Below are 20,299 nucleotides of genomic sequence, written 5' to 3'. Positions count from 1 at the left end.
AGGTGATGTGGTGGCCAGCCGCAGAGAGCGATCGGTGGAGACCGAACAGGCGCTCAAAGATGCCGCGCGCCGGGTGTTCGCCGAACGCGGATACCTCAACACCAAGATCACCGACATCACCACCGCCGCCGGCCGGGCCGCGGGGTCGTTCTACAACCACTTCGCCAGCAAAGAGGAACTGCTGCAATCGCTGCTGGCCGATCTGGCCGAGGCCGGCGACGCGCAAGCCGAACAGCCCGAGCACAACCCGGATTTCAGCGATCCGGACGCGGTGCGCTTCCACATCGCCGCGTACTGGAAGTTCGCCAGGGAACACGCGGTGGTGTTGCGTGCGATGGGGCAGGCGGCGATCGTCAACGAGGAATTCGCGCGCAAGCTCGGCCGGTTCGGCGTCGAGCAGCGCGCCGATGTCGCCGATCATCTGGACGGACTGGCGGCGAAGGGATTACAGCTGCCCAGCGGGGTGGACGCCAGCCTGGCGATGGTCTTCTACCTCACCCAGGGCATTCTCGGCGGCGTCGAAGACGGCACGCTGGAACTGTCCGATGACGAGGCCATCGAAGGATTGACCCGGTTCATCTACCGCGGCCTCACCGGCCGCGACTACTGAACCGGGCCGGGCGACTCAGGGCAGCAGCACGATGGAGCCGGTGGTCTTGCGGCCCTCCAGATCGCGGTGCGCCTGGGCGGCGTCGGCCAGCGGATAGGTGGCGCCCACCCGGATCGCCAGCGCGCCCTCGGCGATCGCTTCGAGCACATCGCCCGCGCGCCAGAGCAATTCGGCCCGGTCGCGGGTGTAATGGGCGAGCGTGGGCCGGGTGACGAACAGCGAACCGCCGGCATTGAGCCGCTGGAGATCGAACGGCGGCACCGGCCCGCTCGCGGCGCCGAACAAGGCCAGCATGCCGCGAATCCGCAACGACGCGAGGCTGGCATCGAAGGTCGCGGCCCCGACACCGTCGTAGACCGCGGCCACGCCGACGCCGTCGGTCAACGCGCGCACCCGCTCGGCCAGATCGTCGCCGTAGCGCAGCACTTCCGCCGCACCCGCCGCCCGCGACAGGGTTTCCTTCTCGTCGGAGGACACCGTGGTGATCACCCGCACGCCGCGCGCGGCCGCCATCTGGGTGAGCAGCAGGCCGACCCCGCCCGCGCCGGCGTGCACGAGCACCGTCTCGCCGGGTTCGGGGCGGTAGATCGATTCGATCAGGTAGTGCGCGGTCATGCCTTGCAGCAGGGCCGAGGCGGCGACGGGCGGGTCGACGTCATCGGGGACGGCGACCGCGACGGCTTCGTCGACGGCCACCAGCGGGGCATAACTGCCCGGCGCCGCCGCCCAGGCCACCCGGTCGCCGGGACGGAACTCGGTGACCTCCGGACCGACCTCGGCCACCACACCCGTGCCCTCGGCGCCGGGGATGTAGGGGACCGGCTGCTTGTAGGTGCCGGTGCGGATATAGGTGTCGATGAAGTTGACGCCGATCGCGTCGGTGTCGACCAGCAGCTGACCGGGCCCGATCTGGGGGTCCGGCACTTCGGTGTAGGTGAGGACCTCGGGACCGCCGTGCTCGGAAACCTGGATGGCGCGCATGGACTCAGTTCTACACCGAAGCCACCCCGATCCCGCCGACCGCGGGGGTGGAGCTTTCCTTACCCGTCGGTAAACTGCGGGCATGAGTGCAGATGTCGCCACCGTGACCGCGCAGGTCCCGAGTTCCGTCGTGGATTCGGTGCAGAAGTTCGTCGCCGAGCACGGCGGCTCCGCCACCGCCGTCTTGCAGCCGATCGGCCGGATGGGCGTGCGGGTGACCCTCGTCGGGGCCGACGGCATCCTCGGCGACCGCGTCGTCGACGATCTGGACACCGCGAAAGCGCTGGTCGAGCGGGTGGACGGGCTCAGCGAAGCCGACGAGTGGGACCGCGAGCTGACCTCGATCGTCACCCCGCGTACCGGCCACTGGGCCAAGATGGCGGGCTGGGTGGCCCGGCAGACCCGCTTCCCGAAGGCGCGCAACGAGAAATAGCGCAATCGCATCGGCTTGTGCGCCGTCACAGGCGCACGGCTGGACTCTTGGTTGATTTCACAACTCGGCCGCCAACCCCTACTGGCCGGTAACTATTCGCGTTACCGTGATCACTCCGCGATCAACCTCGGGCCAGAAGGAATCGATATGACGGTCGTCGACTCGACTCGCCCGCGCCTGACCGTTTCCGGTCACCCGATCACCAGCCATCTGCGCGATGTATCCACGCTCTCGCGCCGGATGGTCGGGCACTTCGTCGAGAACGTGGCGCCCTGCGGCACGCTGCCCGGCGATGCGCTCCAGGGTGATGTCACCGCGGTGACCCGGGTCTGCCTGGAACTGGCGCTGAATCTGCTCGATGGACGCAACCTGCCCGAGCAGATCGAGCAGGTGGGTGACGCCGCCGCCGAATGGGCGCGCGAGGGCGTACCCATCGACACCATCAACCACGCCGTACACGAGGGCTTCAAACTCGGCCTCGACGCCCTGCTGTCGAACGCCTCGCCCGCCGACTACGCCGATCTGGTGGTCACCGCGCGGCGGCTGCTGGAAATCCTGGACACCATCACGACCACCGTCTCGATGGCGTATGTGCGCGAATACCGGTCGGTGGTCAGCGAACATCACACCGCCGTGCACACGCTGACCTCGGCGCTGCTGGGCGGGCACAGCACCTCGACCATGGCCAGGGAGTGCGGGATCGAGATCGCGTCCTCGTATGCGGTGCTGGCGCTGGCGATTCCGCCGCACCCCGACGAGGCCGCGCCCGCGGTGGACGGCAAGATCGTCGCGCGGCGCAAACTCCGGCGCATCCAGGCCGAGCTGGCCACCCGCTGCGGGGACCGGGTGCTGTCGCTGCTGAGCGTGGACGGCGGGACGCTGCTGTTGCCCTCGGTCGAGGTCGACGACGAGAAACTGGACGAGCTGATCGCGCAGTTGTCGGCCGCCGCGCGGGTGCCGATCACCGCGACCGTCGTCGCGGCCGCGCCCGCCGATATCCCGGCCGCCTCCGAGCAGGCCCATGAGCTGCTCGACACCGTGCAGCGGATCTCGGGTCTGGGCGGACTGCACCGGTTCAACGATCTGGCACTGGAATTCCAGATCACCCGGCCCGGTCCGGCGCGGGAATACCTCAGCGCCATTCTCGATCCGCTGGACGAGCATCCCGAGCTGCTGGAGACGCTGCGCCAGCACATCGCCAACAACTTCAACCGGCAGCGCACGGCGCGGTTGATGCATATGCACACCAACACCCTCGACTACCGGCTCAAGCGGGTGCGCATGCTGACCGGCTTCGATCCCACGCAACCGTCGGGATTGTGGTACCTCACCTCGGCGCTGGTGGCGCGTAGTTATCGCGGCACGGCCGCCGATTCCGCCTGATCCGACCGCTCGGCCCGCTGGATTTCCAGCGGGCCGCCTGCTACCGACTCTGGACGAGTTGCGCATCACAACCATTTCAGTTGTGCGCAACTAAATTGCTCACTACTGTTCGGTGTCGGAGGTGGTGACCGATGACGGAAGCCGATGAACTCGCACTCGACAATCAGGTGTGTTTCGCGCTGTACTCCGCGTCGCGGGCGATGACTCGCCTGTATCGGCCGCTGTTGGACGAACTCGGCCTGACCTATCCGCAGTACCTGGTGATGCTGGTGCTGTGGGAGCGCGGGGAAGTGAGCGTCAAGGATCTCGGTGCCGCGCTGGAACTGGATTCCGGGACGCTGTCGCCGCTGCTCAAACGGCTGGAAGCGGCCGGGATGGTGCACCGCAGGCGGGCCGCCGACGACGAACGCTCGGTGGTGGTCGAGACCACCGCCGAGGGCAGGGCGCTGCGCGAGCGGGCCCGGGTCGTGCCCCGTCAAGTCGGTTGCGCGACCGGACTCGATGCCGTCGAACTCGCCGGATTCCGTGCGCAATTGCGCGCGATCACCGCCTTCATCGACAACCAGCAGCTGGTGCTGGACAACCCCGAGGAGAACCCATGACCACCCTGTACACCGCCGAAGCCACCGCCACCGGCGCCGGACGCGGCGGCCACGTCCGCTCCACCGACGCCGCGCTGGATCTGGACCTGAGCATTCCGAAGGAACTCGGTGGCGCGGGCGGCGCGGGCACGAATCCCGAACAGCTGTTCGCGGCCGGTTTCGCGGCCTGCTTCCACAGTGCCTTGCAGGTGGTGGCGCGGCGGGAGAAGGTCGCTCTCGACGGCACCTCGGTGACCGGCGCGGTCGGCATCGGCCCGGACGGCGTCGGTTACGGGCTCACCGTGGCGTTGACCGTCGACCTGCCTGGCATCGAGCGCGAGCAGGGTGAGGCGCTCATCGCCGCCGCCCACCAGGTGTGCCCGTATTCCAACGCCACTCGCGGCAATATCGACGTGCAGCTCACGCTGGCCTGATCGCGGCCGCGCCGGTGATCGGCCGAGGCTCGGAACGCCGGCAGGATGGTTCCTCAGACAACTGAGACAGCCGGATCGGTCGCCGGTGCGGAGACGACTTCTCTGGTCCGCAGCGAGGCCCACAGCGCGGCGGTGGCGGCGGTACAGGCCGCCGCGCCGCCGACGTGCAGCACGACCAGCGCGGCGGGCACGTCGGTGAAGTACTGGACGACGCCGACGAGCCCCTGCGCGAGCACGAGGCCGAGCAGGACCCACATCCGGGTCCGCACCGCTTTCGGCGCACCGATGGCCAGCAGTCCCAGCGCGAGGCCGATGAGGAGCGCGAGATAGGCGACCAGCAGCTGTGAATGCAGATGCACCAGCGTCACGATCTCCACTTCGAGCCGTTCGACCGGGCGGTCGATGCTCTTGTCGCCGGCATGCGGGCCTGCGGCGGTGACAAGGGTGCCCGCGATGAGGGTGGCGGCGAGGGCGAGTCCGCTGAGAATCGTCAGCCAGCGCAGGGGCGCCGGCGCCCGCACGGTTTCCACGCCGTCGTCGGGCTCGCTGATCTTGGCGTACAAGACCACCGCCAGCCAGACCATCACCATCGACGCCAGCAGGTGCACCGCCACGGTCCACCACAGCAGGCCGGTGCGGACGGTGATGCCGCCGATGATCGCCTGGATCACGGTCCCGCCGGGCATCAGCCACGCGTAGATCAGCACCTCGCGCCTGCGCCGGGCCCGGGTCACCGCGAGCACGATGAGCGCGGCGAACAGCGTCACCACGAAGGTGAGCAGCCGGTTGCCGAACTCGACGGTCTGATGCAGCACCGGCACCTCGGACACGCCCACCGGGGTGAAGCTGCCGGGGAAGCACTGCGGCCAGGTGGGGCAGCCGAGACCGGAGGCGGTGACGCGCACGACCGCGCCGGTCACCGAGATGCCGGCCTGGGAGGCGATCACCCCGGCGGCGATCAGCAACTGGCCGCGCTGGGACACCAGCGGTAGGCGGTCGACGAGACGCAGGAACGCGCGATACAGCACGTCACGATGGTAGCCGTCGCGTTCGAGCGACCCGCAGGCGGACTACTACAAGTCGTCGTTAGAAGGTGCTCGGTGGCCGCGGTATCAGTGGAAGCGGAAGAACCTGGTGGCGAGGAACCCGCAGATCAGGCCCCACGCCGCGAGCACGGCGACGCCGAACCAGTCGATGCTGTTGCGCAGCGCGTCCTCCAGCGCCACCGCCATCGCACCCGACGGGATCAACCGCGCGAGCACACTCACCGCCGTCGGCAGATCGTCGGAGGCGAACACCACCGTGGCCACCCCGAGCATGACGAACCACAGCACATTCGCCAGCGCCAGCACCACTTCGGCCTTGAGTGTGCCGCCCAGCAGCAGGCCCATCGTGGCGAAGGTGGCGGTGCCCAGCGCGATCACCACCGCACCCAGCAGCAGCCCCGCCGGTTCCGGCCGCCAGCCCAGGGCCGCGCCGATCAGTCCGAGCAGCAGCGCCTGCAACACCACCACGATCAGCACGGCCGCGCTCTTACCGGCGACGATGCCCCACTTCGGCAGCGCGGTCGCACCGAGCCGCTTCAGTGCGCCGTAGCGGCGGTCGAACCCGACCGCGATCGCCTGGCCGGTGAACGCGGTCGACATCACCGCGACCATCATCACCGCGGGCACGATCTGATCGACCCGGTCGGTGCCGAGATCGCCGAACGGCAGCAGGGTGAGCCCGATCAGCAAGGTGATCGGAATCAGCATGGTGAGCAGCAGCTGTTCGCCGTTGCGCAGCAGCAGGATCAGCTCGAGGCGGGTCTGCGCGGCCAGCATGGTGGCGCGCGTGTTCGGGCGCGGAGCGGGAGTGAAGGTGCCCGCGGGGAAGCGGTTGGTGCTGAGGTCGGGTTTGGTCATCCGCGCAGATCCCGTCCGGTGAGTTCCAGGAAGACGTCTTCGAGGCGGCGTTGATCGATGCGGATATCGGTGGCCAGCACGTTCACCCGCGCGCACCATGCCGTCACCGTGGCCAGCACCTGCGGATCGATCTCGCCCTCGACCAGGTAGGAGCCGGGGCTGGTCTCGCGCGGCGCGAAACCTTCCGGCAGCGCCGATTTCAGCAGTTCCAGATCGAGCTTGGGCGGCGCGGTGAAGCGCAGCTGGCCCGCGGCACCGTGTGCGGTCACCTCGGCGGGCGTGCCTGCGGCGACGATGCGGCCGTGGTCGATGATCACCAGCTGGTCGGCGAGTTCCTCGGCCTCGTCCATCATGTGCGTGGTGAGCACGACGGTGACGCCGTCGCGGCGTAGCGCATCGATCAACTCCCACACCATGATCCGGGCCTGCGCGTCCAGCCCCGCGGTCGGCTCGTCCAGGAACACGATCTCCGGGCGCCCCACCAGCGCGCAGGCCAGCGACAGCCGCTGCTGCTGGCCGCCGGACAGCCGCCGGTAGGGGGTGCGGCGATTGTCGTCGAGGCCGAGCGTGCGCAGCAGCCAGTCGGGGTCGAGCGGGTCGGCGGAGTAGGCGGCGACCAGGTCGAGCATCTCCCCGGCCTTGGCGCCGGGATACGCGCCGCCGCCCTGGAGCATCACGCCGATGCGCGGGCGCAGCTGATCGGAGTCGGCGATCGGGTCGAGACCGAGCACCCGCACCGAGCCGGCGTCGGGGGTGACGAACCCCTCGCACATCTCGACGGTGGTGGTCTTGCCCGCGCCGTTGGGTCCGAGGAGGGCGAGCACCTGGGCGCGTTCGACATCGAATCCGATCCCGTCGACCGCGGTGGTCTCGCCGTAGCGCTTGACGACGCCGTCGACGCGCACGGCGGGTCCGGAGGCTGCGGTCACGATCTCACACCGTAAGCCGTGGCCGGCTGTGACCGGGCAGACACCCCTGTCTGCGCCCGCCACGGCAGCGCGTTACGCGTCACCACGATGAACAGCACGCACACGATGGTGGTGGCGATGGCGGCGCCGACGATCTGGAAGACCTCCATATCGGCCCCGCGCGGCATCTGCAACACGCTGACCACCGCCGACAGCGCGACCGCGGGTACACGGAACACCGGCCTGGTCGCCCACGCCGCGAGCGGCACGATGGCCCACAGCAGATACCAGGGCTGCACCACCGGGAACAGCAGCACGATCGCGCCCATCGAGACGCCGAGCGCGCCGACCGGGTGCAGGCGGCCGGTTCCGGTCGCGACGAGCATGCGGACCGTGATGAATCCGGCGGCGACGGCGGCGATCGGGCGGGTGATGCTCAGCAGGGCGGTGGTGTGATCGCCGAGGCCGAGCAGTACTCCGCCGAAGCCGGTGATGATGCCCAGCGCGGTCGGTAGCGACATCCAGCTGCGTACCGCGTTGGCCACGCTCAAGGTCTGGGTCCAGCCGAATCCGAGACCGCTGGCGAGGCTGACGAACAACGTCGTCGCCAGGGCTATCACGCCGAGTAGTGCGGCGGCGGTGACCAATTGCTTGAACCCGCCGCCCCAGCGTCTGGCCAGCGCCATCCCGACGAAGCCGAGCGCTATCAGCGAGGTGATCTTCACCGACGACGACAGCGAGATGACCACCGCGCCACCGATGAGCAGCGCGTAGGCCCGCCGATCGAACGGATGGGTGTCTTCGATGGCGCGCAGGGTGAGCTCGACGCCGGCCAGCATCAGCCCGAGCATCAGCGCATCGTTGTGCACGCCGCCGACCAGATGGAACAGCACCAGCGGATTCGCCGCGCCCAGCCACAACGCGCTCACCGGCGCCACACCGCAACGGACCGACAATCGCGGCAGCGCCCACACGATCAGTGCCACACCGGCGAGGGCGAGCAATCGATGCACCCAGACCCCGGCGATGATGTTGTCGCCGGTGATGGTCGCGATGCCGCGGCCCATCCACAGGAACAGCGGGCCGTACGGCGCGGGGGTATCACGCCAGATCGTGGGCACGTTGTTGGTCAGCACGTTGTCGATGCCGAGCCCGGCGACCGGCCCTTCTTTATAGGGGTCGATACCGCGGGCGGCGATCTCGCTCTGCGCGAGATAGGAGTAGACGTCGTTGCTGAACAGCGGGGGAGCGACGCTGAGCGGGATGATCCACAGCAGCAGGGTGCGGTCCATCTGCGAGCGGGTCAGCCGGTGGATGGGCGAGCCGCCGATCCCGCCGACGGCGAAACGGCCCAGCAGCAGCCAGGCCAGCACCACCACGACCGTGCCCACCATGCACATGGCCAGCGAGCCGGTGTGTGCGCGCGCGAAGATACCGAGGACCCGTACGCCGGAGGTGGGGTTCTGATGCACGGGCTGGGCGCCGATGCCGAGCGCGCTGATGGCCATGAGGACGGTGCCGGTGGCGCCGAGCAGCCGGATCCGGTCCAGCTGCACCGTTTCCTTGCGGTCGAGTCCCGGGACTTCGGATTCGTCGCGGTGCAGCACCGCGATGGTGTGATCCGCCGCGGGTGCGTCCAGACCCAGTGCCCGGCGCCCCAGCGTCAATGTCTTGCGCCGCGCGCCCTCCAGTACCGCCACGAGAGGCAAGCGTAATGGGGCGAGGGCGGGTCTATCCCGGCGACAGCCTGCGGGCATCGGGGGTTGTGCCGGCAGGCCGAGTCTGCCGCGTCCATACGGCTAACCTTCAGCATTCGCCGATCCCGCTGTCGATCCGGATGGACGTGACCGCGATCGGAGGATCGGGGCCATCGCGCTCGGGCGAGTCCGCCACGGGGTCGCGAAATCCGGCAATCCGGGCGAACCCGGTGCTGGTGGCCGGTCTCGCAGAGTGATTTGCTTCACCTTTCACCGCCGATCGGTGGTTGGTGACCTGCGGTTTCATCGCGAAACCGGAGGTGAGGCGGTCGCGGCGGTTCGGCACGGACCGACCCGGCGTTCGAGGTCAGGGGACCCTTATTAGATTTCGGGAACGAATTCCGCCACACTGATGTTGTGAAAACCGTGGGTTTGCCGAACGTCGAGGAAAGGGCTGGTCACCGGGCCGGTCCCGGGTCGACTGCTGCGCCCGCGACGTCCGGTGAGGGACATACCCGGGCCGCCATCGTCCAGTTGCTGCTGGAGGAAGGCCCGATCACCGCGACCGCGATCAGCGCCAGGCTCGGGCTGACGCCGGCCGGTGTGCGCCGCCACCTCGACGCGCTCATCGACTCCGGTCAGGCGCGTGCGAGCCGGTCGGCGCCGTGGCAGCAGAAGGGCCGCGGCCGTCCCGCCAAGCAGTACCAGCTCACCGCCGCCGGACGGGGCCGGCTGGGCCACGCCTACGACGATCTGGCCGGTGCCGCGATCCGTCAGCTCGGCGAGATCGGCGGCGAGAAGGCCATCACCGAGTTCGCCCGCAAACGGGCCAGGACTATCGTGGCCGGGATCGATCCGGTGCGCGAGCACACCCAGGTCGAGACCGAGGCCAAGGCCGAGGAGATCGCCGAGGCGTTCACCGACGCCGGGTTCGCCGCGACCACCCGCAAGGTGGGCACCGGCGTGCAGATCTGCCAGCATCACTGCCCGGTCTCGCACGTCGCCGAAGAGTTCCCGCAGCTGTGCCAGGCCGAACTCGAGGCGTTCCGGGAACTGCTCGGCACGCACGTGCAACGGCTGGCCACCATCGCCAATGGCGACTGCGCCTGCACGACCCACGTGCCGCTGCTGGTGCTCACGCCCGGTCAGGCGCACGACGAACCGACCACCGAACCGAATACAGCCTCTCCAACAGCCGTTGCACAGCCCGCAACGGTAGGAACGAACGACTCCGGAAGGAGTGCCGAATGACGACGACCACCGACCAGGTGCAACCGCTCACTCAGGAAGAGACCATCGCTTCGCTGGGTAAATACGGTTACGGCTGGGCCGATTCGGATGTGGCCGGTGCCAGTGCGCAACGAGGCCTGTCCGAGGCTGTCGTCCGCGACATCTCGGCCAAGAAGAACGAGCAGCCCTGGATGCTCGAGCAGCGGCTCAAGGCGCTGCGCATCTTCGAGCGCAAGCCGATGCCGAACTGGGGTTCCAACCTCGACGGCATCGACTTCGACAACATCAAGTACTTCGTGCGCTCGACCGAGAAGCAGGCCGAGAGCTGGGAAGACCTGCCCGAGGACATCAAGAACACCTACGACAAGCTGGGCATCCCGGAGGCGGAGAAGCAGCGGCTGGTCGCCGGTGTCGCCGCGCAGTACGAATCCGAGGTCGTCTACCACCAGATCCGCGAGGACCTGGAGGCCCAGGGCGTGATCTTCCTCGACACCGACACCGGTCTGCGCGAGCACCCGGAGATCTTCGAGCAGTACTTCGGCTCGGTCATCCCCGCCGGTGACAACAAGTTCTCCGCGCTCAACACCGCGGTGTGGTCGGGTGGTTCGTTCATCTACGTGCCGCCGGGCGTGCACGTCGACATCCCGCTGCAGGCCTACTTCCGGATCAACACCGAGAACATGGGCCAGTTCGAGCGCACGCTGATCATCGTCGACGAGGGCGCCTACGTGCACTACGTCGAGGGCTGCACCGCGCCGATCTACAAGTCCGACTCGCTGCACTCCGCGGTCGTCGAGATCATCGTCAAGAAGGGCGGCCGCTGCCGCTACACCACCATCCAGAACTGGTCCAACAACGTCTACAACCTGGTCACCAAGCGGGCCAAGGCCGAGGCGGGCGCGACCATGGAGTGGATCGACGGCAATATCGGTTCCAAGGTCACCATGAAGTACCCGGCGGTCTGGATGACCGGCGAGCACGCCAAGGGCGAGGTGCTTTCGGTGGCCTTCGCCGGCGAGGGTCAGCACCAGGACACCGGCGCCAAGATGCTGCACCTGGCGCCGCACACCTCCTCGACCATCGTGTCGAAGTCGGTGGCGCGCGGCGGCGGGCGGGCCTCCTACCGCGGCCTGGTGCAGGTCAACAAGGGCGCCCACGGCTCGAAGTCGACGGTCAAGTGTGACGCGCTGCTGGTCGATACCATCAGCCGCTCCGACACCTACCCCTACGTCGACATCCGCGAGGACGACGTGACCATGGGCCACGAGGCTACGGTCTCCAAGGTCTCCGAGGACCAGCTGTTCTACCTGATGAGCCGCGGCCTCACCGAGGACGAGGCGATGGCGATGGTGGTGCGTGGCTTCGTCGAGCCCATCGCCAAGGAACTGCCGATGGAATACGCCCTCGAGCTGAACCGCCTGATCGAACTGCAGATGGAAGGAGCCGTCGGCTGATGGCCGTCGAGAACGTTGCCGAAGCCGCTGAGGCTCGTACCCCCGCCATCAACAAGGGTGAGGTCTTCACGTCCTTCGACGTGAACGCCTTCGAGGTCCCGTCCGCCAAGGACGAGGCCTGGCGGTTCACCCCGCTGCGCCGGTTGCGCGGACTGCACGACGGCACCGCCACCCGTGACGGGCAGGCCACCATCGAGGTCACCCCGGTCGAGGGCGTGACCGTCGAGACCGTCGAGCGCGGCGATGCCCGCCTCGGCGAGGGCGGTGTGCCCGCCGATCGGGTGGCCGCGCAGGCCTACTCCGGTTTCGAGCAGGCCACCATCGTCTCGGTGGGCGCCGAGGTCGAGGTCGCGCAGCCGGTCACCGTCACGATGACCGGGCCGGGCGAGGGCAAGACCGCCTTCGGCCACCTGCAGATCCGGCTGGCCAACTTCGCCGTCGTCACCGTCGTCATCGACCAGCGCGGCAGCGGAACCTACGCGGAGAACGTGGAATTCGTGCTCGGCGACAGCGCCAAGCTCACCGTCGTCGCGGTGCAGGACTGGGCCGACGACGCCGTGCACACCACCGCCCACCACGCCAAGCTGGGCCGCGACGCCACCCTGCGCCACACCGCCGTCACCCTCGGTGGCGATCTGGTGCGGCTCACCGGCACCGTCCGCTACGACGGCCCCGGCGGCGACGCCGAACTGCTCGGCCTCTACTTCGCCGATGCCGGCCAGCATTTCGAGCAGCGCCTGCTGGTCGACCACGCGGTCCCCAACTGCAAGTCGAACGTGCTGTACAAGGGTGCGCTGCAAGGTGATCCGGATTCGCCCAAGGGCGATGCCCGCACCGTGTGGGTCGGCGATGTGCTGATCCGCGCCGCGGCCGAGGGGACCGACACCTTCGAGGTGAACCGCAACCTGGTGCTCACCGACGGCGCCCGCGCCGATTCGGTGCCCAACCTCGAGATCGAGACCGGTGAGATCCTCGGTGCCGGCCATGCCAGCGCCACCGGCCGCTTCGACGACGAGCAGCTGTTCTACCTGCGCGCTCGCGGTATCCCCGAGGACGCCGCCCGCCGCCTGGTGGTGCGCGGCTTCTTCCACGAGATCATCCAGAAGATCGCGGTCCCCGAGGTCCGGGAGCGGCTCGAGGCGGCCATCGAGGCCGAACTCGCCGCGATCGGCGCCTGACACCAGCCCACACACTTTCGTAAAGGAACTCCATGACCACCCTGGAAATCAAGGACCTGCACGCCGAGGTCGCCAACCCCGACGAGACCGGCGAGCCCATCAAGATCCTCAAGGGCGTGAACCTCACCGTCCGCTCGGGCGAGACGCACGCCATCATGGGCCCCAACGGTTCCGGCAAATCCACGCTGTCCTACGCGATCGCCGGCCACCCCAAGTACACGGTGACCTCCGGCTCGATCACCCTCGACGGTGAAGACGTGCTGGAGATGTCGGTCGACGAGCGCGCGCGGGCCGGTCTGTTCCTGGCCATGCAGTACCCGGTCGAGGTGCCCGGCGTCTCGATGTCGAACTTCCTGCGCACCGCCGCCACCGCCGTACGCGGTGAGGCCCCCAAGCTGCGGCACTGGGTCAAGGAGGTGAAGGAGTCGATGAACGAGCTCGAGATCGACGCCGCCTTCGCCGACCGCAGCGTCAACGAGGGGTTCTCCGGTGGTGAGAAGAAGCGCCACGAGATCCTGCAGCTGGGCCTGCTCAAGCCGAAGATCGCCATCCTGGACGAGACCGACTCCGGCCTCGACGTCGACGCGCTGCGCATCGTGTCCGAGGGCGTGAACCGCTACAAGGAGCGCGAGAACGGTGGCGTGCTGCTGATCACCCACTACACCCGCATCCTGCGCTACATCCAGCCGGAGTTCGTGCACGTGTTCGTCGGCGGCCGCATCGTCGCCGAGGGCGGCGCCGAACTGGCCGAGGAACTGGATGCCAACGGCTACGTCCGCTTCACCTCCGCCACCGCTGGAGCCTGATATGACCGCTACGGTCCGCACCCTCGACGTGGCCCGGGTCCGGGCCGACTTCCCGATCCTGAACCGCACGGTCCGGGACGGGAAACCGTTGGTGTACCTGGACTCCGGCGCCACCTCGCAGCGCCCGCTGGCGGTGCTCGACGCCGAACGCGCCTACATCATGGAGAGCAATTCCGCCGTGCACCGCGGCGCGCATCAGCTCTCCGAGGAGGCCACCGACGCCTACGAGGCCGCGCGCGCTGATATCGCGCGGTTCGTCGGAGTCGACGCGGGCGAGATCGTGTTCACCAAGAACGCGACCGAATCGCTGAACCTGGTCACCAACGCCTTCGGCGACGACCGGTTCCCGTACCACGTGGGCCCGGGCGACGAGATCGTCATCACCGAGCTGGAGCATCACGCGAACCTGGTGCCGTGGCAGGAGTTGTCGCGCCGCACCGGGGCGACGCTGAAGTGGTACGGCGTCACCGACGACGGGCGCATCGACCTCGATTCGCTGGAGCTGAGCCCGGCGACCAAGGTCGTGGCCTTCACCCACCAGTCCAATGTGACCGGTGCGATCGCGCCGGTCGCCGAACTGGTGCGGCGGGCTCGGGCGGTCGGTGCGCTGGTGGTGCTCGATGCCTGCCAGTCGGTGCCGCATATGCCGGTCGACTTCCGTGCGCTCGACGTCGACTTCGCCGCGTTCTCCGGGCACAAGATGCTCGGCCCGTCCGGTGTCGGTGTGCTGTTCGGCAAGCGGGCACTGCTCGAGGAAACCCCGCCGTTCCTCACCGGCGGTTCGATGATCGAGACCGTCACCATGGAACGCAGCACCTACGCGCCGCCGCCGCAGCGGTTCGAGGCCGGTGTGCCGATGACCTCGCAGGTGATCGGCCTGGCCGCGGCCGTGCGGTACCTGGACGCCATCGGCATGGAAGCCGTCGCCGCGCACGAGCACACCCTCGTCGACGCCGCGCTCGCCGGGCTGGGCGAGATCGACGGCGTGCGGATCATCGGACCCACCGAGAACGTCGACCGCGGCGGCGCGGTGGCGTTCCTGGTCGACGGTGTGCACGCCCACGACGTCGGCCAGATCCTCGACGATCAGGGTGTGGCGATCCGGGTGGGCCACCACTGCGCGTGGCCGCTGCACCGCCGGTTCGGCATCGCCGCCACCGCCCGGGCCTCCTTCGCGGTCTACAACACCGTCGACGAGGTCGAGCAGCTGGTCGCCGCCGTGCGGAAGGCGCAGAGCTTCTTCGGAGTTGGATAAGTCATGCGCATGGAGCAGATGTACCAGGAAGTGATCCTGGACCACTACAAACACCCGCATCACCGCGGGCTACGGGAGCCGTTCGGTGCCGAGGTGCACCACGTCAACCCGACCTGCGGCGATGAGGTGACCCTGCGCGTCCAGCTGGACGACAACGGCGATGTCGCCGACGTGTCCTACGAGGGGCAGGGCTGTTCGATCAGCCAGGCCGCCACCTCGATCCTCACCGATCAGGTGATCGGGCTGCCGGTGCAGCAGGCGCTGAAGGTGGTCGACTCCTACAACGAGATGATCTCCAGCCGCGGCACCGTCGAGGGCGATGAGGACATGATCGGCGACGGCATCGCGCTGGCGGGCGTCGCCAAATACCCGGCGCGGGTCAAATGCGCGCTGCTCGGCTGGATGGCGTTCAAGGACGCGGTGGTCCGCATCACCTCCGCCGAGGACGCCAAGCGGACAATGGGCAGTGATCCGTCCACGAATGGGGAACGTCATGAGTGAAACAGAGACCACCGAAGCCGCCGCGCCGGCCGAACTGTCGGCCGAGGAGATCAAGCACCTCGAAGATATCGAGGAGGCGATGCGTGACGTCGTCGACCCCGAACTCGGCATCAATGTCGTCGACCTCGGGCTGGTATACGGCATGCAGGTGGATCAGGACAATGTCGCCACCCTCGACATGACCCTCACCTCCGCCGCGTGTCCGCTGACCGACGTCATCGAGGACCAGTCCCGCAACGCGCTGGTGCGCAGCGGCCTGGTCGAGGACCTGAAGATCAACTGGGTCTGGATGCCGCCGTGGGGGCCGGACAAGATCACCGATGACGGGCGCGAGCAGTTGCGCGCTCTCGGATTCACCGTATAACGCCTTGTGGAAGCGGGCCCGGATCGCCATGATCCGGGCCCGCTTCGTTGTCGCGTTGTCGGGCCGACTTCCGAAATACGAGTATTTCGACAAGGATTGCGTGGGCTCCGAATCCGGAGCTGATCCGAACAGGAAGTTTATTCGATGAGATTGATGGGAAGTGTCGGCTTGGCCGTCGCGGTGGCCGGTCTTGCGGCGGGGTCGATGCTGGGCGCGGGGACCGCGAACGCGGCGAGTCAGCACGCGGCGATCGCGGTGAACCCCGGGGAGATGGTGTACGGGGTGAGTGTCAACGCGGCCAGTACCGCCGATGCCGAAGCCGCCGCGATCGCCAACTGCGGTACGGACGGGTGTGAGGTGGCCGCCTCGTGGGCGAACGGCTGCGGCGTGCTGATGGAGAGCAACGAGGCCACTGTCGTGGCGTCCGGTGCGACCAGGGCGGATGCCGAGCGCAATGCGTACCAGCGGATCTCGGAGGTCACCCCGACGGCGGTTCTCGGCACCACCGGCTCTGCCAACCTCAGTGGCGTGCGCATCGTCGAGGTCGTCTGCACGGCGAACGCGCGCTGATAGCCCGATGATGAGTCCCATGACCACCGCGCTCGATCGCGGTGGTCATGGTCGTTATCGGGGCGTTCACCCCGTTCGCAACCAGCGCACCAGCGACTCGGTCAGGGCGGGGTGATCGAAGTATCCGAAATGATCGACGGCCGCGCTGGCGTCGACGGCGAGATGGTCGGTGACCGGCAGGGGATGGGTGCCGTCGAGGGCGAGGGCGCCCGCGGTCGGGACGACCAGATCGTTGTCGTCGCGGCCGAACACCAGATCGACGCCGCCGTCTCCGGCGATGCGTAGCAGCGACGACCCCTCCGGTGGCTCGTAATTCGCGCCGACGGTGAAATACCGTGCGCTGGTGGGGTGCCTGCCGGTCAGTTGTTCGGTCAGGAATTGGGCGCTCGGGTTCATCGCCATGAGACCGTCGAGGCCCTCCGCCACTCCCGCGGCGACCTGTTTCACCAGCGCCAGCACGATGTCGAGCGCGTCGGTGACGCCATTGTCGGGCACCAGCTGCAACAGCGAGGTGAACCGGTTGAGCAATTGCTCGTGCCGTTCGACGTCGGCGAGAGCGGTGCCCGCATTCGGTGTCCCGACCAGCACCGCCTTGCCGACGGTCAGCGTGTCCGCGACGTCGGCGAGATCCGCGCGTTCGGTGAGCACGCGCCCGACCAGCCCGCCGCGCGAATGGCAGACGACATCGACCGCCAAGCGGGTGTCGCGCTGCCGCAGATATTCGGCGAGCCACCGGATGTTGTCGACCGGTGTGCGCGACACCGTCGGATGGTCGAAGGCGAGGCCTCGCCCCTCATAGGCGGCGTGCAGTTCGCGCATCGTCGCCGCCGGCAGTTCGCCGAAGGCGCCGTGCGTCGTACTGAAGGTGCCGTGCAGCAGCAGCAAGGCCCGGCCGGTACCCATCTGCGCCAGCGCCTCGGCGCTCAGCTCGGGCGCGGCCGCGCGGTAATCGTCCGGGCCGGCCACCCGCAGCCGATGCGGATGCCGCTTGTTCTCGACGAACTCGGCGAACCGCGCACCCACCCAGCTCGCGCCCTCGCGGACCAACGGGAAGACCAGCACCTTCAAGATCTTGGTGCCGATCGCGCCGGTCAACCCGCGATGCGCACCGGGTGCCTCGGCGACGGGCACGACCGTGCGTGGAATGCGGTAGGTCAGCGCACCGGGCGCGGGCTGCGGGAAATGCCAGCTGATTGCGCCGTCCTCGGAGGCGTACAACACCACCTGCCGCCACCCCGGGCCGGGATCGGCCACCTCCATGACGATGTCGTCCGGTCCGCCCGCCGCCCGGGTGCCCGCGGTCGCGGTGCGTTCGCGCGGATCGAGGATCTCGACGGTGAGATCCTCCTCGATCTCGTTGAGCGCCAACGCCGTCACCAGCGCGTCGGTGGTCTGCTCGGCGCCGCGGGTCCCGGCGCCGCCCGCCTCGTGCACGATGGCCCGCCCCGCCAGGCCCGGTGTCCGCACCGTGACCCGCCGGTGCACCGCGACCGCGCGACCGTCCTCGTCGAGCGGGAACTCCTCGGGCATCTGCCGCTACCTTTCCGGTGATCTGTTCCGCCGCAGTGTAAGTCGTGGGTGGCCGAAGGCGAGGTAGCCCAGCAGAGTCGGGGTGACCCGCTCGGGATCGGCCAGCACCCGGTCGCGGGTGTAGTCGGCGCGGGCCCGGCGCAGCAGTTCGGCCACCGGCACCGGCGGGTCGGCGAAGGCACCGTCGTAGAAGCGGGCCGCGAGCTCGGCGGCGACGGTGTCTTCGATGGTCCACAGCGGCGCCACCACGCCGATCGCACCGGTCTGCAGCAGTGCCGTCGCGAATCCCGCGTAGCTGCCAAGGATCGCCTGGCCCGCCCCGACCGAACAGGCGTTGAGGTAGATGAACGGCGTGCTGGCGGTATTGCGCAGTCCGCGTACCGCCAGTGCGGTCAGGAACGAGGCCACGACACCGGTGTCCCGGGTTTCCAGCAGGACCAGACCGTCTTCCTGGACGGTGTCGTCGAAGCTGCCGTGCAACGCGACGTGCAGCAGATCGACCGGGATCCGGCCCTCGAGACAGTCGATGACCTGCTCACGCATCGGCGGCAGCGCCGTGATCGGTCCATACCGCTGGCCGAAGCGCGCGGCCTCGGCCACCGCCGCGGGCAGGGGCGGGAAGTTGCGCACCCCGTCGTAGTCGGCGGTCAGCACCGCTTGCGCGGCGACCGGATGGTCCCGCCGCGGGCTCGGCTGCGGCCCCTCCGGCGCGAACGGCCAGCGCGACATCGCCAGGTGCGCGCCGAGAAACGGTGCCCGGCCGCCGTATTCGGTGTCCAGCGGCGGATCGAGCACCGCCAGCTCCCACGGCACGAACGCCTCTTCGGTCAGCCACAGCACCGCGGGCGCCGCGGTCCGGCCGCGGACCAGCTCGCGCAGCACCGACCGGATACCACTGGGCATCGCCGAGGCGATGAGATCGCCATAGCCCTTCAGGTTGTCGAAGATCGCGACCCCGCGAAACGCCTCGGCCTTGACCAGCCGTCGCGTATAGGTGGCGAAATCACGTGCGGTGTGGTCGATGCGGCTGCGGCGCTGCGCGTCCGGGATGGCCAGGGGACCGCCGAGGGCATAGGCATCCCAGACGTAGGTGTCGGGTTCGTCGGCGCGGTAGACCACGACCACGAGATCCGGCGGCGCTTCGTCCAGCAGCGATCCGATGTCCAATAGTTGGCGAGCGGGCGGCGGTGGTGGCGGGGTGGTGGCCAGCCGGGCGGCATTCGGCACCACCACGAGCACGCGCGAGGCCAGGCCGACGATCCGCCCCTGCTTGCGGATGATCAGCCGCAGAGTGCGTTCGGCGGTCAGCGTCGGATCGGTCAGGGCCTCGAGGGTGAGGGTGTGGCGCGGATACGGATCCGCGAGCGTCACGCGCACGGTGATATGCGGATCACTGGTCACGACCAGCGATTTCGGGTCGACCAGTACTTCGATACCGATCTCGAACTCCGGGTCCGAGGAGTACACGTGCATCTGGCCGGACACCATCGTCGTCATATCGAAGGTCTCCGACAGCCCGACGGTGATCTGGAACGGTTCACCCGCGACGACGACATCGGGCGCCTCCAGGCGCGGATAGCAGGCATAGGCCCAGATGGCGTCGGTGGAGGTGGTCTCGGAGTCGGCGGTGGGCAGCGGGTCGTCGACAGTCTGCGCCAGGTCGGCGTCGTCGGTGTGGGCGATCCCCGGGTAGTTGCCGGCCGGCGCCGGCTCATCGACGGACCGCGGCGGCACCCGCCGCCGTACCAGGTCACGGAGCGTGCGGCGGTTCCGCCGGCCGTACCGGTGTTCGACGCGACCCGCGCCGCTACCGGACCCGTCCTCCAGGTCGGCCGGAACTCCGCCCTGCGGTTGGCCGCCCTGCGGTGGCGGAGTAGGCGGCGGCAACGAGTCGTAGTGGACCTGGCCCGGCGGTGGGCCGGCCTGTTGCCCCGCTCCGGTCCAGGATTGGTCCTGGTCGGGTTGCCCGGCCGAGGCGGTCCTGGCATCTCGGATCAAGTTCCCGGGCAGTCCGGCGACGGCGAATGCCAGCGCCTTCCGGAACGATGGATCCGTTCGCACCGCCGCGTCCAGCGCTGCACGCGCGGCGATGCGTGTCGCTGCCGACGGCACACCGCCGGACCGGGCTTCCCGGATCAGCCGGTCGATGGCGACGTCCTTGCCGAATTCCGCCACGACAACGTCCCCGACCTTGGTCGCCACGGCGTCCAGTGCCCGGCCGGTCAATTCGCCCACCTGTAGCCCGGCGCGGGCCCGCTCGCCGACTACGTACGCGATCAGCAAGTCGACCACGAGATCCAAGTCCACGCGGGCCCTCCTGTCGTGTCTCGTGCCTCCTACCGCGCACAGCGAATATGTGTGCGCTGAAGTCTTCCAGAAACGGGCGGCCGTCCATAGATTTCGGTGACATCCCCGCGAACGTGCCCTGGAGGGTGTTCCGCACCGGCGAGAGACGGACCGACCGGGCGGTCCGGTAAACG

The 20,299-nt window shown here is 68.7% G+C and carries 21 protein-coding genes; 13 read left to right on the top strand and 8 right to left on the bottom strand.

Annotated elements, in window-relative coordinates; translation table 11 throughout:
* Positions 1-7: 7 nt before the first annotated feature.
* A complete protein-coding gene (locus NOCYR_RS17120; protein WP_014351658.1) occupies positions 8-610 on the top strand; it encodes a TetR/AcrR family transcriptional regulator in 603 nt (200 codons plus the stop codon).
* A gap of 15 nt (positions 611-625) precedes the next feature.
* On the opposite strand, the gene NOCYR_RS17115 is transcribed toward NOCYR_RS17120, so the two are convergent.
* Positions 626-1,591, bottom strand: coding sequence for a quinone oxidoreductase family protein (locus NOCYR_RS17115; RefSeq protein ID WP_014351657.1), 966 nt, complete (start codon positions 1,589-1,591; stop codon positions 626-628).
* A gap of 82 nt (positions 1,592-1,673) precedes the next feature.
* Here NOCYR_RS17115 and NOCYR_RS17110 point away from each other — a divergent pair, with 82 nt between their 5' ends.
* The 4 genes from NOCYR_RS17110 to NOCYR_RS17095 all read left to right on the top strand — a co-directional run bounded on the left by NOCYR_RS17110 (position 1,674) and on the right by NOCYR_RS17095 (position 4,422).
* Complete coding sequence (locus NOCYR_RS17110; protein WP_014351656.1) at positions 1,674-2,024, top strand: hypothetical protein; 351 nt, start codon at positions 1,674-1,676, stop codon at positions 2,022-2,024.
* A gap of 147 nt (positions 2,025-2,171) precedes the next feature.
* Positions 2,172-3,407 (top strand): PucR family transcriptional regulator, encoded by a 1,236-nt coding sequence (locus NOCYR_RS17105; RefSeq protein WP_014351655.1) that lies wholly within the window; start codon positions 2,172-2,174, stop codon positions 3,405-3,407.
* Positions 3,408-3,538: 131 nt separating this feature from the next.
* The gene (locus NOCYR_RS17100) at positions 3,539-4,009 is read left to right on the top strand and encodes a MarR family winged helix-turn-helix transcriptional regulator (protein WP_014351654.1); all 471 of its coding nucleotides are present in this window, start codon (positions 3,539-3,541) and stop codon (positions 4,007-4,009) included.
* Positions 4,006-4,422 carry an organic hydroperoxide resistance protein gene (locus NOCYR_RS17095; protein WP_014351653.1) on the top strand — a complete coding sequence of 139 codons (417 nt, stop codon included), beginning with the start codon at positions 4,006-4,008 and terminating at the stop codon, positions 4,420-4,422. The genes NOCYR_RS17100 and NOCYR_RS17095 overlap by 4 nt, the downstream gene beginning before the upstream one ends.
* A 53-nt stretch (positions 4,423-4,475) precedes the next feature.
* On the opposite strand, the gene NOCYR_RS17090 is transcribed toward NOCYR_RS17095, so the two are convergent.
* From NOCYR_RS17090 to NOCYR_RS17070, 5 genes are all read right to left on the bottom strand, one after another.
* Positions 4,476-5,450, bottom strand: coding sequence for a COX15/CtaA family protein (locus tag NOCYR_RS17090; protein WP_014351652.1), 975 nt, complete (start codon positions 5,448-5,450; stop codon positions 4,476-4,478).
* An 84-nt stretch (positions 5,451-5,534) separates the two neighbouring features.
* Positions 5,535-6,326, bottom strand: a complete 792-nt coding sequence (locus NOCYR_RS17085; RefSeq protein ID WP_014351651.1) for an ABC transporter permease — start codon at positions 6,324-6,326, stop codon at positions 5,535-5,537.
* Positions 6,323-7,255 (bottom strand): ABC transporter ATP-binding protein, encoded by a 933-nt coding sequence (locus NOCYR_RS17080; protein ID WP_014351650.1) that lies wholly within the window; start codon positions 7,253-7,255, stop codon positions 6,323-6,325. The genes NOCYR_RS17085 and NOCYR_RS17080 overlap by 4 nt, the downstream gene beginning before the upstream one ends.
* Complete coding sequence (gene mptB / locus NOCYR_RS17075) at positions 7,252-8,991, bottom strand: polyprenol phosphomannose-dependent alpha 1,6 mannosyltransferase MptB (RefSeq protein ID WP_081505437.1); 1,740 nt, start codon at positions 8,989-8,991, stop codon at positions 7,252-7,254. Before mptB ends, NOCYR_RS17080 begins: the two co-directional genes overlap by 4 nt.
* A 49-nt stretch (positions 8,992-9,040) precedes the next feature.
* Positions 9,041-9,238 (bottom strand): hypothetical protein, encoded by a 198-nt coding sequence (locus tag NOCYR_RS17070; RefSeq protein ID WP_158430176.1) that lies wholly within the window; start codon positions 9,236-9,238, stop codon positions 9,041-9,043.
* A gap of 110 nt (positions 9,239-9,348) precedes the next feature.
* Here NOCYR_RS17070 and NOCYR_RS17065 point away from each other — a divergent pair, with 110 nt between their 5' ends.
* The 8 genes from NOCYR_RS17065 to NOCYR_RS17030 all read left to right on the top strand — a co-directional run bounded on the left by NOCYR_RS17065 (position 9,349) and on the right by NOCYR_RS17030 (position 16,289).
* On the top strand, positions 9,349-10,182 hold the full coding sequence (locus NOCYR_RS17065) for a helix-turn-helix transcriptional regulator (RefSeq protein ID WP_081505436.1): 834 nt from the start codon (positions 9,349-9,351) through the stop codon (positions 10,180-10,182).
* Positions 10,179-11,615, top strand: a complete 1,437-nt coding sequence (gene sufB / locus NOCYR_RS17060) for a Fe-S cluster assembly protein SufB (RefSeq protein WP_014351647.1) — start codon at positions 10,179-10,181, stop codon at positions 11,613-11,615. The genes NOCYR_RS17065 and sufB overlap by 4 nt, the downstream gene beginning before the upstream one ends.
* Positions 11,615-12,793, top strand: coding sequence for a Fe-S cluster assembly protein SufD (sufD, locus tag NOCYR_RS17055; protein ID WP_014351646.1), 1,179 nt, complete (start codon positions 11,615-11,617; stop codon positions 12,791-12,793). The genes sufB and sufD overlap by 1 nt, the downstream gene beginning before the upstream one ends.
* A gap of 32 nt (positions 12,794-12,825) precedes the next feature.
* On the top strand, positions 12,826-13,599 hold the full coding sequence (sufC, locus tag NOCYR_RS17050) for a Fe-S cluster assembly ATPase SufC (protein WP_014351645.1): 774 nt from the start codon (positions 12,826-12,828) through the stop codon (positions 13,597-13,599).
* Position 13,600: 1 nt separating this feature from the next.
* On the top strand, positions 13,601-14,854 hold the full coding sequence (locus NOCYR_RS17045; protein WP_014351644.1) for a cysteine desulfurase: 1,254 nt from the start codon (positions 13,601-13,603) through the stop codon (positions 14,852-14,854).
* A 3-nt stretch (positions 14,855-14,857) separates the two neighbouring features.
* Positions 14,858-15,355, top strand: coding sequence for a Fe-S cluster assembly sulfur transfer protein SufU (sufU, locus tag NOCYR_RS17040; protein ID WP_014351643.1), 498 nt, complete (start codon positions 14,858-14,860; stop codon positions 15,353-15,355).
* Positions 15,348-15,719 (top strand): metal-sulfur cluster assembly factor, encoded by a 372-nt coding sequence (locus tag NOCYR_RS17035; RefSeq protein WP_014351642.1) that lies wholly within the window; start codon positions 15,348-15,350, stop codon positions 15,717-15,719. The genes sufU and NOCYR_RS17035 overlap by 8 nt, the downstream gene beginning before the upstream one ends.
* Positions 15,720-15,863: 144 nt before the next feature.
* Entirely contained in the window at positions 15,864-16,289 is a 426-nt protein-coding gene (locus tag NOCYR_RS17030; protein ID WP_048833464.1) for a DUF4189 domain-containing protein, read from the top strand.
* 66 nt (positions 16,290-16,355) lie between these two features.
* Here NOCYR_RS17030 and NOCYR_RS17025 read toward each other — a convergent pair whose 3' ends face one another.
* Together NOCYR_RS17025 and NOCYR_RS17020 are read right to left on the bottom strand one after the other, a co-directional pair.
* A complete protein-coding gene (locus NOCYR_RS17025) occupies positions 16,356-17,819 on the bottom strand; it encodes an esterase/lipase family protein (protein ID WP_014351640.1) in 1,464 nt (487 codons plus the stop codon).
* A 6-nt stretch (positions 17,820-17,825) separates the two neighbouring features.
* Complete coding sequence (locus NOCYR_RS17020) at positions 17,826-20,126, bottom strand: CHAT domain-containing protein (protein WP_014351639.1); 2,301 nt, start codon at positions 20,124-20,126, stop codon at positions 17,826-17,828.
* Between the last annotated feature and the right edge of the window lie 173 nt (positions 20,127-20,299).

The organism is Nocardia cyriacigeorgica GUH-2, assembly GCF_000284035.1.
Taxonomy (GTDB): Bacteria; Actinomycetota; Actinomycetes; order Mycobacteriales; family Mycobacteriaceae; genus Nocardia; species Nocardia cyriacigeorgica_B.
Note: the sequence above shows the minus strand (reverse complement) of the source record. Positions and strands in the feature narration are given on the sequence as shown.

Excerpts from the sequence above, each read along its gene's own strand:
- NOCYR_RS17115 (WP_014351657.1), bottom strand. The coding sequence starts at position 1,591 with ATGCGCGCCATCCAGGTTTCCGAGCACGGCGGTCCCGAGGTCCTCACC.
- NOCYR_RS17110 (WP_014351656.1), top strand. The coding sequence starts at position 1,674 with ATGAGTGCAGATGTCGCCACCGTGACCGCGCAGGTCCCGAGTTCCGTC.
- NOCYR_RS17105 (WP_014351655.1), top strand. The coding sequence starts at position 2,172 with ATGACGGTCGTCGACTCGACTCGCCCGCGCCTGACCGTTTCCGGTCAC.
- NOCYR_RS17100 (WP_014351654.1), top strand. The coding sequence starts at position 3,539 with ATGACGGAAGCCGATGAACTCGCACTCGACAATCAGGTGTGTTTCGCG.
- NOCYR_RS17095 (WP_014351653.1), top strand. The coding sequence starts at position 4,006 with ATGACCACCCTGTACACCGCCGAAGCCACCGCCACCGGCGCCGGACGC.
- NOCYR_RS17085 (WP_014351651.1), bottom strand. The coding sequence starts at position 6,326 with ATGACCAAACCCGACCTCAGCACCAACCGCTTCCCCGCGGGCACCTTC.
- mptB (WP_081505437.1), bottom strand. The coding sequence starts at position 8,991 with ATGCCCGCAGGCTGTCGCCGGGATAGACCCGCCCTCGCCCCATTACGC.
- NOCYR_RS17070 (WP_158430176.1), bottom strand. The coding sequence starts at position 9,238 with ATGAAACCGCAGGTCACCAACCACCGATCGGCGGTGAAAGGTGAAGCA.
- sufB (WP_014351647.1), top strand. The coding sequence starts at position 10,179 with ATGACGACGACCACCGACCAGGTGCAACCGCTCACTCAGGAAGAGACC.
- sufD (WP_014351646.1), top strand. The coding sequence starts at position 11,615 with ATGGCCGTCGAGAACGTTGCCGAAGCCGCTGAGGCTCGTACCCCCGCC.
- sufC (WP_014351645.1), top strand. The coding sequence starts at position 12,826 with ATGACCACCCTGGAAATCAAGGACCTGCACGCCGAGGTCGCCAACCCC.
- NOCYR_RS17045 (WP_014351644.1), top strand. The coding sequence starts at position 13,601 with ATGACCGCTACGGTCCGCACCCTCGACGTGGCCCGGGTCCGGGCCGAC.
- sufU (WP_014351643.1), top strand. The coding sequence starts at position 14,858 with ATGCGCATGGAGCAGATGTACCAGGAAGTGATCCTGGACCACTACAAA.
- NOCYR_RS17035 (WP_014351642.1), top strand. The coding sequence starts at position 15,348 with ATGAGTGAAACAGAGACCACCGAAGCCGCCGCGCCGGCCGAACTGTCG.
- NOCYR_RS17030 (WP_048833464.1), top strand. The coding sequence starts at position 15,864 with ATGAGATTGATGGGAAGTGTCGGCTTGGCCGTCGCGGTGGCCGGTCTT.
- NOCYR_RS17025 (WP_014351640.1), bottom strand. The coding sequence starts at position 17,819 with ATGCCCGAGGAGTTCCCGCTCGACGAGGACGGTCGCGCGGTCGCGGTG.